Source organism: Pseudomonadota bacterium (assembly GCA_010028905.1).
In the GTDB taxonomy this organism is placed as follows: Bacteria; Vulcanimicrobiota; Xenobia; order RGZZ01; family RGZZ01; genus RGZZ01.
In genome coordinates, this window is sequence record RGZZ01000145.1 from 1 (window position 1) to 10,525 (window position 10,525).

Below are 10,525 nucleotides of genomic sequence, written 5' to 3' on the forward strand. Positions count from 1 at the left end.
ACCGGGCAGGGTCTTCACCGCCGAGAGCACATGCGCGATTTCGGGTTGAAGCGCGATGGCGGCGTCTTCCATATCATTGCGTGCGGAAGAAAGAGTCTCGATGAGATGTTCAAAGTCGTGACACGACGTGATGTCGGGATGCATCGTCGTGGCCCTCGTTTCTCCGCGCGCTAGACCGATGGTCTCGAACACGCGATGGAACATGCGCGCGCCTCCTGCGGTCGCGATCTCGCTCAGCACGCGCTCGCGCGACAGATTCCCGTCATCGGCGAACGACATGCAGGCCACGTCGGCCTGCGGCGCATCATAGCGAACCAGCCGGTAGCCGGACGCACGTGCGAGCGAGGGGGCACGATACTCCATGACCCCGGGCACGCCCTCGATCATGGCGGCGAACTCTTCGACGTAGGCGCGCGTGAAGATGGTGAAGAACACGCTCTGCCCGCAGAATGCGCCATCATGGCCGTATCTCTCGCGCAGCCAGCGGAGGAACGCGCGCAGCTCGTCGACCTCTTCGGTCATCCACTGCCAGTTCGCGCGCAGCAGCTCCGCGTGGGACAGCGGGGTTCGGTGGAAGAGGACGTCGTGGGGGGTCGTGATGTGATCGGTATAGGTCTGCAGGGGCGCCGCCAGCAGCAGATCGGCCTGGTGCTCGAACATGACGTCCCACGGGAGGTGCTTGCCACGCACCGTGTACCAGCGCGCGATGACCTTGTCCATGTGGCGCCAGCGCCAGGCCCCGTCGCCCATCTCGCAGGTCCACGTGTCGTCGAGGGCCTGTTCGACCTCGACGAACTCTCCGCGCCGCTCGGGTCGGCCGCAGCAGATGCCGTACAGCCGCACCCCTGGGTTGAGCGCGCGCAGCAGGCGCACGCGCGACGCGCACATGGCAGGTCGGTCGTGGTAGACGTAGAGAACGGCGACGCGGCTCATCGACAGATGATGGGAATGTCGGGCAGGCGCGTCTCCAGGCTCACGGCGCGCTCGGGCAGTCCCTCGTTCAGCGAGACGGTTCGCTGCTCGCGCAGTGCGATCTGGGCGGCCTCGATGACCTGCATGACGCGCACCCCGCTGTATCCATCGGTGAGCGGGCGCTTCTTCTCGGCGATGCAGTCGACGAAGTGTCGCAGCTCTACCCCGAGTGCTTCCGCCGGGTCTAGATGTGGGGTGACGACCTCGCCGACGTGATAGTCGGCCACGCAGCCCTGCTCTTCAGCCGGATCCGTGGATGCGCGCATCTCGACGCGGGTGTCGTGGATGCGGAGCTTCTCGACGGGCGCCATGTCGTCATAGACGAGCAAGCGGCGACTGCCGCACACAACGGTGCGGCGAATCTTCTCGGGAGCGAGCCAGCTCACGTGGATGTGGGCGGTGAACCCATCGCCGCCGATGGCATTCGTCCGAGCAGGTGATCGAGGATCGCGATGTCGTGCACGGCCAGATCGGAGATCACGTTGACGTCGCTTTGGAACCGCCCGAGATTTGCGCGCACCGAGTCGTAGGAGTAGAGCTGCTCGCCGAGGTGGCTGTCATCGATGAGCGCCTTGATCTTGCGCACGGCGCCGGTGTAGCAGTAGGTGTGACCGACCATGATTGTGAGCCCGCGGTGGCTGGCCTCCTGCGTCAGCCGCAAGGCCTCGGCCGCGCTGGCGCACATGGGTTTCTCGATAAGCATGTGCTTGCCCGCCGCCAGGCAGCGCGTGGCGATGTCGTTGTGCGTTCTCAGCGGGGCCGCGATCACCACGGCGTCGATCTGGGGGGTCTCGAGCAGCGCCTGGGCCTCACCAAAGACCTCGATGTCAGGATAGCGGGCACGCGCCTCCGCCTGGCGCACCTCTTGCCTGTCGCTTACCGCCACCACGCGCGCGCCAGGCGTCTCGCGGAGGTTGCGCACGACGTTCGGGCCCCAGTATCCGAATCCGATGACCCCAAATCTGATCATGCACGTTCTTTCTGGCAGGCATCTACGCCGCGACGCGAGAGCTTCTGGCACCCACATATTGATCGGCGCGACGGTTGTGGCCGCGCCTCCTGGGCGTCGTGTGTTCGGCGTGGGTCTGGTTGATTCTGTCTGGGGCGCTCGAACCCTCTTGTGGCTTCGTGTCTGGTATGGCGCAGTGGCGCGCCTGCTTCGTGTGACGCACGCGCGAGCGCACGGCTGTGGCCGGCTTGTGCACAGGGGGGAGGAGGGGAGGGCCGGCTGCGCAAACCTGAACTTCGGGGAGCGAGAACGCACGTCTCCCCGATGCCTGCGCAGGGCGAAGACGTCTCACGGGATCGGAAGGGGTCTGACATGCCTCTCGGGCTGCTCGACATCGAGCCGACGTGGAAGTTCCTGGCGGTCTACCTGGTCGTGTACCTGGGAGGCAATCTCGCGCTCTCGTACCTGCTGTCGGCCGTCAGTGCGCGCCTCGAGCGGCAGCGTGAGACCGTCGGGAGCGCGGCGGTGGGGGCGGGAAGACTGGCGGAGGGCGACCTTCCCGCGTTGTCTCTGCTCCCTGGCGTCGCCTTTCAGCGCGACGCTTTCGACGGCGTTCCGGAGCTGCTTGTGGCAGGCGCGCTGGTCGAGGGGTGGCTGGCACCGGTTCCTGAGGGCGGGTGTGTCACCGACGCGGGGCACGAGGCGCCCTGGCTGGAGCGCTTCCGCCAGCAGCTGTCGCCCGGCACGCATCCGCGCACCGAGGTCCTCGCCGCGGCCCGTCGGGCCGCAGAGGAGATGCATCCCTATCTGGTGCGAATCACCCAGCGGAGCGGTTTCAAGCAGGAGCCGGGCATCGTTCGCGTGCTCGCTGCCATCTTTCTCGTGGGGGAGCTCTCCCTTCTCTCCCTCCCTCTGGTGTGGGCCTCTCGCCGCATCGCTGATCACGGTGTGCCCACATCGTTCGGATTCCTGGTGTGGGGCCTCGCAATGCTCCCGTTCCTCGGGTTCTCGTGGATGCTCTACGGCGCGGTGCTCGATTTCGACACCACGGCCCCGGGGCGTTACTTCGCCTGGCTGTGCGGTGCATTGAGCAACGCGCCGCCGCCCGCTACGCGTGAAGAAGCGAGGCTCCTCTCCCTGCGGCTGGTCGCGTCGAGCGGCGTCGGCCCGGTACGCGAGATCGAGCCGTTCCGAACATGGTTTGCGGCGGCGGAGGGAACGGCCGCAAGCGCCAACACGGTGCGACAAGGCGTTGAGGTCGCGGCCGATGTCACCGCCACGCTCATCGACGGGGTGGTGGAGGTCATCCGCGCGCGTCTGCTGTGAGAGGCGGCTCGACCCAAGCTCTCGACGATCAGGCCTTCCCGGGCAGCTCCACAACGCCGCAGTCGGTGCGGCGCGCCGCGTCGATGGTGAGGTAGGCGAGGGCGCGACCATCGGGAGACCACGATGGGGCATGCTTGTCGAGGCCGTCGAACTGCGTGACCTGCGACATATCTGTGCCATCGGCGTTCATGACGAAGAGCTCGGTCTCGCCCTCGACCTCACCCTCGAATGCGATGCGCGAGCCGTCGGGTGACCACATGGGGTCCATCTCTCGCCCGTCTGCGTGGGTGAGCAGCACCGGCCGCTGCGTGCCGTCGAGCGACATCACCGCCAGGTCCGCCTGACCGTTCTGGCGGTAGTGGTGCTCGAACACCACCGATCTGCCATCGGGCGACACGGCGGGGTTGGTCTCGAAGCCGCCGCGGAAGCTGCGGAGCCGGTGGGTCGTGGCGTCTTCGGCGTTGGTGACGTACAGCTTTCGCCGCCCGAGCAGCCCGCAGTCGTAGACCACCGAAGTGCTGTCTGGCGTCCAGGAAGGACGGTTGGTGAACCAGTCGTCTGAGAGCTGGCGCTGCCCCGTGCCGTCGGCGTTGACGACAGAGAGGAGGTACTTCTCGCCTCTGCCGTTGAGGAACGCGACCTTCTTACCGTCGGGCGACCAGGTGGAGTTCCACCCGTCATCGTGACTCACCAGGCGGGGGTTCATGCCGCGATTGTCGCTCACGTACAGCGCCCATTCGGGGCTGCTCTGTCCGGGGGGCACGGCGAACGCACTGAACGAGAGCTGTGTGCCGTCCGGGCTGAACGCTGCGCCGGTGGTGTACCCGTGGGGCGGGCCGATGTGCTCGCGCGTGCCGTCGTCGCGGTGCACCACATAGCTCTGGGTGCCTGTCTCGGCCACGAAGCGGCTGCCGTCTGGCGACCACGACGGCCGTGCCATCAGGTTGTTGTACCCACGCGTCCCGATGTGCATGCGCATCCACCTTCCTCGTGCTTACACCATAGCACGGGGAGAGGTCGAGGAGCGTGAACGAAACGTTAACAGCGCGTCAGACGGCGGTCGTGAGCGCGGCTCTGCGTCGCGCGGGGGCCGAGCCAGAAGAGACGTGCAGAGGTTCGACTCAGGCCACGAAGGCGGCGGAAGACCGTGGCATCCAGCGGCCCACGTAGCGTGTGAGCAGCGAACGGGAGAGGCGGTAGTTGGGGTTGGGCACGGCTCCGTAGGTCCACGTCTGACCGCGGCGCTCGGCGCGCTTCACCACGAACGAGAGGTGGGCGCAGCCGTTGCTCCAGGCGGTGCGCACCACGAAGGCCGAGCCCACGCGCAGCGCCTCGTGGGTCGAGATGCGCGCACCGGTTGCGCTGACGTCGAGCATGTGGCCATCGAACTGGCGCTCTCCCGTCTCGATCACCACCCGAACGCCGTCCGCGTAGCGGCGCGCCTTCCGACGGTTCGACGAGAAGATGCTGCGAAGAAAGCTGAACATGCGGTTGGTCCTCCCCTGGCGTTTCGCTTCTGACAGGTGAGAGCCGAGCCAATGCGAGATTTGCAGCTCGGCCTTCCAGGAGTTGTGGACGAAGGTCGCGTACAGTTCGAGCCCGCCGCCTCCCCCCTCGAGCACAGGGGGGGGGCGAGCCTGCAGAACCAGGGTTTTCAGCGTCGCCCACCGTGAGAGCGTTCTCCTTCCCCCGGCATCTTCCACCCCAGGTCTCATCAACCAAAGACAGTCGCGGCGCCGCCTCGTGCGCCGTGCGTGGGCAGAGCAGGCCTCCTCGCCCAAAGCCCCGCCGATGGCTGCGGAGTCTCGCGCTCTGCCTGACCGCTGCGCTGCTGCTGGCCTCAACGGCGTGTGCGAGAAAGCCCCGCGCCGACGTGGTCGTCTGGAGCTGGGACATCGCCGCAAAAGCCCTGCAGGAGCAGGTTCCTTCGTTCGTCGCCGCCCATCCGGGGGTCACGGTGCAGGTCATCGATCTCGGCAACCAGCCGGTCTTCGATCGCGGGGTTGCGGGGTGCGCCATCGGCGGCGTCGATCTGCCGGATGTGTACTGCGTGCAGAACTGCTTTGCCGAGCTCTTCTGGAGCCGCTTCGCGTCGTGCTTCACCGATCTGGGCCCGCTGGGCGCCGACCGCATGCGCGCCGACTACCCGGCCTTCAAGTGGACCGAGCTGACGGTGGGCCCAAAGATCTACGCCCTGCCCTGGGATTCCGGCCCGGTCGTCATGTTCTACCGTCGCGACCTCTACGCGAAGGCGAGCATCGATCCGGAGCGCATCCGCACCTGGGACGACTTCATCGCTGCGGGACAGCGTCTGCTGGCGGCCACGGGCGGCAAGGTGCGCATGGCCACCATCGCCTCCGGACAGGACGATGAGTGGTTCCGCATGCTCGCCAACCAGAATGGCGGCGGCTACTTCGACGACAGCGGAACGCGTGTGACCATTCACCATCCCCCCTGTGTGAAGGCCCTCGAGACCGTGAAGCGCCTGGTCGACGCGGGCGTCATGTCGGTGGGCGGGTGGAACGAGCAGCTGCAGTCGATTCACGGGTCGACCGTAGCCGGCGCCATGTTCGGGGCCTGGTACGAGGGCACGGTTCGCGGCACGGTTCCCGAGCAGTCGGGGAGCTGGGGGGTCTATCGCATGCCCGCGCAGCGCCCTGGCGGCAAGCGTGCGGCCAACCTCGGTGGCTCGGCGCTGGCCATTCCCTCGTCGAGCCGCAACCCGAAGCTCGCCTGGGCGTTCATCGAGCACGCCCTCGCGCGCACCCCATCGAGCGTCGCCATGCTCGAGCACGAGGGGCTCGTGCCGTCGTATCTGCCGTCGCTGAGCGACCCCTATGTGAGCAAGCCCCAGCCCTTCTGGGGCGGACAGGCCATCTGGCGCCTCGTACTCGAGACCTTGCCCGAGATCGCGCCGTCCCGCAGCACCGCATTCTTCGAAGAGGCGCGCCAGATCATGATCGTGGCCCAGGCCGACTACATCGCCGGCAAGCATCCCACCGCGCAGGCGGCCCTCGAGCACGCCGCCCGCCAGATCTCGGCCTCGACCGGGCTTCCGCTGGCCGAGCCCGCCGTGGGGGTGGCGCCGTGACCGACGCCCGCGCCCCCTGGCGCTTCCTCGCTCCCTTCGGCGCCGTGTTCGCCGTGTTCTGGGCCTGGCCCATCGCCTACTCGTTCTACGTCTCGTTCCTCGACACCCGGGGCTGGCCGTGGACGTGGCACCCGGGGCTGAACTGGGGGCGTCTGCCCCACGATCCCTTCTTTCTCAAGGCGCTGGCGAACACGGCGTTCATCTTGATCGCGCAGGTACCTTTGATGCTTGTGCTCGCCACCGCCCTCGCCATTGCGCTCGATTCGCCGGCGCTACGGGCCAAGGCGCTGTTCCGCTTCGCCTTCTTCGCGCCCGTGGTCGTGGGCGCGGTGGCCTACTCGGCGGTGTTCCGCCTCATGCTCAACACCGACTTCGGCGTGGTGAACGCCGCGCTGCGCGCCGTGGGTGCAGGCGCGGTCGACTGGCTCAACCAGCCGGTGCCCGCCATGATTGCCATCATCGCCGCACTCACCTGGCGCTGGACCGGATACAACGCGGTCATCATCATGGCGGGGCTCCAGGGCATTGCGCCCGAGCTGTACGAGGCGGCGCGCATCGATGGCGCGTCATCGTGGCAGCAGCTGCGCTACATCACGCTGGCGGGGTTGCGGCCGGTGCTGGTGTTCTGCGCCGTGCTCAGCATCATCGGCACGCTGCAGCTGTTCACCGAGCCCTTTCTCATCACCCAGGGCGGGCCGGGCAACGCCACCACCACGCTGGGCGTGTACCTCTACAAGCAGGGCTTTCGCAGCTACAACTTCGGCTACGCCTCCACCGTGGCGTACGCGGTGGCGGCCCTTGCCGCCATCTTCTCGGCGTTGCAGGCGCGCTGGCTGAGGAGCGAGCCATGAGGAAGAGCAATCTCAAGCTGCACCTCGTGATGGTGCCCTGGGCGCTGCTCTGGCTCGCGCCGCTGTGGCTCATGGCGGTGTACGCCACGCTTCCCGACACCGCCATCTTCAGCAGCACGGCCCGCCTGCTGCCTGGGGGCGATCTCATGGCGAATCTGCGCGCGCTGCAGGCCGATACCGATTTTGCGCGCGCCTTCTTCAACAGCGTTGCGGTCTCGGTGATCTACACCGCACTGGCGCTGCTGGTGACGAGCATGGCGGGCTACGCCTTTGCCTGCTACCGATTTCGGGGAAACGGCCTGCTCTTCGCGGGGGTGCTCGCCACCCTCACGGTGCCGTGGTTCGTGCTGGCCATCCCCCAGTACATCCTCGTCGCGCGCGATCTGCACCTCACCAACACGTGGGCGGCGATCATCGTCCCGGCGCTGGCCAGCTCGCTGGGGGTCTTCTTCATGCGCCAGACCTTCCTCAGCCTGCATCCGGCGCTGCTCGACGCGGCACGGGTCGATGGCGCGGGAGAGACGCGCATCTTCTTCCGCGTCGCCCTGCCGCTGGTGCGCCCGTCACTGGCGGCGCTGGGTCTCATTCTCTTCCTCGCGTCGTGGAACGATTATCTCTGGCCTCTTCTCGTGCTCAACGAGAAGGAGATGTACACCGCGCCGGTGGCGCTGGGCACGCTCATCGGCCTCACCCGGGTATCGTGGGGCGCCATCATGGCCGGTGCCCTCGTCATGACCACCCCGCTGCTCGTGCTGTTCATGCTCCTGCAGCGACACTTTCTCGCCGGCATCAGCGCCGGCGCCGTGAAGGACTGACAACACATGCTGGGCGTCTGCTACTATCCCGAGCACTGGCCGTCATCGCAGTGGGCTGACGATGCGCGTCGCATGCGCGACCTCGGTCTCACCTGGGTGAGGGTGGGCGAGTTTGCCTGGAGCCGTCTCGAGCCATCACCAGGCCGCTACGACTACGCCTGGCTCGACGAAGCCCTCGACACCCTCGGTGCGCAGGGGCTGCGGGTGGTGCTGGGCACCCCCACGGCTACGCCGCCGAAGTGGCTCATCGATCGTCATCCGGAGGTTCTGCCGGTGGGGCTCGACGGGCGGGTGCGCGGCTTCGGATCGCGTCGCCACTACTGCTTCTCGAGCCCGGTCTATCGCGAGGAGAGCCGTCGCATCGTCACTGCTCTCGCGCAGCGATATGGAGATCACCCCGCGGTGGGGGGGTGGCAGACCGACAACGAGTTCGGCTGCCACGACACGGTGCGCTGTGCGTGCGCGCGCTGCGCCGAGGCCTTCCGCGCCTGGCTCGCGGCGCGACACGGCGATGTCGGCACGCTCAATGCCGCGTGGGGAACGGTGTTCTGGAGCCAGGAGTACGCCGCGTTCGAGGCCGTCGAGCTGCCCGTGGGGAGCGTCACCGAACCCAACCCGTCACAGGTGCTCGACTACTGGCGCTTCGCGGCCGAGCAGGTGGCGCGCTACAACCGGATGCAGGTCGAGATCATCCGCCGACACGCGCCGGGGCGCTTCATCACTCACAACTTCATGGGCTTCTTCACTGACTACGATCCATCTGAGATCAGCCGTGATCTCGACTTCGCGTCGCACGACTGCTACCCGCTCGGATTCACCGATACGTTCACGGCCTTCGATGAGATCGAGCGAACCCGCTGGGCGCGCACCGCGCATCCGGACGTGGCGGCGTTTCAGCATGACTGGTACCGCGGCGCGGGTCGCGGCCGCTTCTGGGTCATGGAGCAGCAGCCGGGGCCGGTGAACTGGGCGCCCTGGAACCCATCGCCCGCCCCCGGCATGATTCGCCTGTGGACCCACGAGGCGCTGGCCCACGGGGCCGAGACGGTCTCGTACTTCCGCTGGCGGCAAGCCCCCTTTGCGCAGGAGCAGATGCACGCCGGCCTGCTGCGGCCAGACTCGACCGAAGACGTGGCGTTCGTCGAGGCCACCCAGGTGGGGGCCGAGCTGAAGGCCCTGGCCCTCTCGTCGTCCGCGCGAGAGACTGCGGGCGATGCACTCGGTGAGGGCCGCCGCGCCACAACGGTGGCCCTGGTCTTCGACATCGAGAGCGACTGGATCTTTCGCATCCAGCCGCAGGGGCGCGACTGCGCCTACACCGCGCTGGCCTTCACGTGGTACACGGCGCTTCGTCGACTCGGTCTCGATGTCGACATCGTGCGGGCCGATGCCTCGGTCGAAGGCTATCGGCTCGTGGTGGCCCCGTCGGTGGTCGTGGCCCGCCCCGAGACCGCGCAGCGGTGGCGTTCGTCTGGGGCGGTGGTGGTGGTGGGCCCGCGCACGTTCAGCAAGACCGGAACACTCACGATTCCCGCCGCGATGCCACCGAATGGTCTGCTCCCCATCCGGGTGAACCGTGTCGAGAGCCTGCGTCCTGGGCTGGTCGACATGGTGATGCATGAAGGCCGGGTCTACCCCGCCACGCGCTGGGTGGAGCACATCGAATCTCGTCTCTCGCCGCGGGCCCGCTTTGACGACGGGCGCGGCGCGGTCTACTGCGACGGCAACGTGCACTACATCGGGTTCTGGCCCGACGAGGCGTTCCTCATCGACTATCTCGGCGAGGTGTGCGCGCAGGCTGGCGTGCCCACGCTGCGCCTCTCTGAGGAGGTACGGGTGCGTCGTCGCGGTGACGTGACGTTTGCGTTCAGCTACGCTGCCCACGAGACAGTGACGCCGGCCCCGCAGGGGGCGCGGTTCGTGCTGGGCGGTGCGTCTCTCGCGCCTTGCGATGTGGCCGCCTGGGTGGAGGCGTGAGCGTGCCCGCCGTCTCGTGCGAGGTCCTTGGGCCGGGAGACGCGGAGGTGGCTGTCGACGCGAGCGCGGTCTACTTCTATCGTCACGGCTGGCATTCGTGGAGCCCGGCCGGCTGGGTCGATCGGCGCGACGCCCCTCGGCCGGTGCAACCGGCGTGGCGTCGCCCCCAGGCCGATGACCCGGTGCACGCAGAGCGACCCCTGCACGGTTCGAGCGGGGTCGGCGCGCTGCGCGGGGTGGATGGCAGCGTTGTGCTGCTGGGCGCACTGGGCCTGGGCGGGCGTGTCGAGGCCGACCCGGCGGGGCTGCGGGGCACTTGTGAGGGCGAGGCTGTAGCGTGGCTCGTCGCCCGCGGAGATGAGGTCGCGGTGTTCGAGGCCTACGCCCAGGCGCTGGGCGAACGCCTGGGACGCGGAAGCCGTCGGTGCGGGTCGGTGTGGTGCAGCTGGTATGCGTGGTACGCCGACATCGGTGAGACGCGCCTGCTCGAGGTTCTCGACGGCCTGCGCGACGTGCCGGTCGACGTGTTCCAGGTCGACGACGG

Annotated in this window: 9 protein-coding genes and 1 pseudogene; 6 read left to right on the forward strand and 4 right to left on the reverse strand. The window is 67.8% G+C overall.

Annotation, left to right across the window (positions count from 1 at the left end; genetic code table 11):
* Window positions 1-933: hypothetical protein (locus tag EB084_11705; protein NDD28920.1), on the reverse strand; the 933-nt coding region annotated here is incomplete at its 3' end.
* Window positions 930-1,942 (reverse strand): annotated as a pseudogene (locus tag EB084_11710) (gfo/Idh/MocA family oxidoreductase). The pseudogene EB084_11710 and the gene EB084_11705, both read right to left, overlap by 4 nt.
* Before the next feature lie 303 nt (window positions 1,943-2,245).
* Between EB084_11710 and EB084_11715 the strand changes: the two are divergent.
* Window positions 2,246-3,247 carry a hypothetical protein gene (locus EB084_11715; protein ID NDD28921.1) on the forward strand — a complete coding sequence of 334 codons (1,002 nt, stop codon included), beginning with the start codon at window positions 2,246-2,248 and terminating at the stop codon, window positions 3,245-3,247.
* A gap of 28 nt (window positions 3,248-3,275) precedes the next feature.
* Here EB084_11715 and EB084_11720 read toward each other — a convergent pair whose 3' ends face one another.
* Together EB084_11720 and EB084_11725 are read right to left on the reverse strand one after the other, a co-directional pair.
* Window positions 3,276-4,226, reverse strand: a complete 951-nt coding sequence (locus EB084_11720) for a hypothetical protein (protein ID NDD28922.1) — start codon at window positions 4,224-4,226, stop codon at window positions 3,276-3,278.
* A 142-nt stretch (window positions 4,227-4,368) separates the two neighbouring features.
* Window positions 4,369-4,962: a PilZ domain-containing protein gene (locus EB084_11725; protein ID NDD28923.1), complete on the reverse strand. Its 594-nt coding sequence runs from the start codon at window positions 4,960-4,962 to the stop codon at window positions 4,369-4,371.
* Between the two features lie 80 nt (window positions 4,963-5,042).
* Between EB084_11725 and EB084_11730 the strand changes: the two genes are divergently transcribed.
* From EB084_11730 to EB084_11750, 5 genes are all read left to right on the forward strand, one after another.
* The gene (locus EB084_11730; protein NDD28924.1) at window positions 5,043-6,338 is read left to right on the forward strand and encodes an extracellular solute-binding protein; all 1,296 of its coding nucleotides are present in this window, start codon (window positions 5,043-5,045) and stop codon (window positions 6,336-6,338) included.
* Window positions 6,335-7,189, forward strand: a complete 855-nt coding sequence (locus tag EB084_11735) for a sugar ABC transporter permease (GenBank protein NDD28925.1) — start codon at window positions 6,335-6,337, stop codon at window positions 7,187-7,189. The genes EB084_11730 and EB084_11735 overlap by 4 nt, the downstream gene beginning before the upstream one ends.
* Window positions 7,186-8,004: a carbohydrate ABC transporter permease gene (locus EB084_11740; GenBank protein ID NDD28926.1), complete on the forward strand. Its 819-nt coding sequence runs from the start codon at window positions 7,186-7,188 to the stop codon at window positions 8,002-8,004. Before EB084_11735 ends, EB084_11740 begins: the two co-directional genes overlap by 4 nt.
* Before the next feature lie 6 nt (window positions 8,005-8,010).
* Complete coding sequence (locus EB084_11745) at window positions 8,011-9,981, forward strand: beta-galactosidase (GenBank protein NDD28927.1); 1,971 nt, start codon at window positions 8,011-8,013, stop codon at window positions 9,979-9,981.
* A gap of 2 nt (window positions 9,982-9,983) precedes the next feature.
* Window positions 9,984-10,525, forward strand: a 542-nt coding sequence (locus EB084_11750; GenBank protein NDD28928.1) for an alpha-galactosidase, incomplete at its 3' end; no start/stop codon positions are given.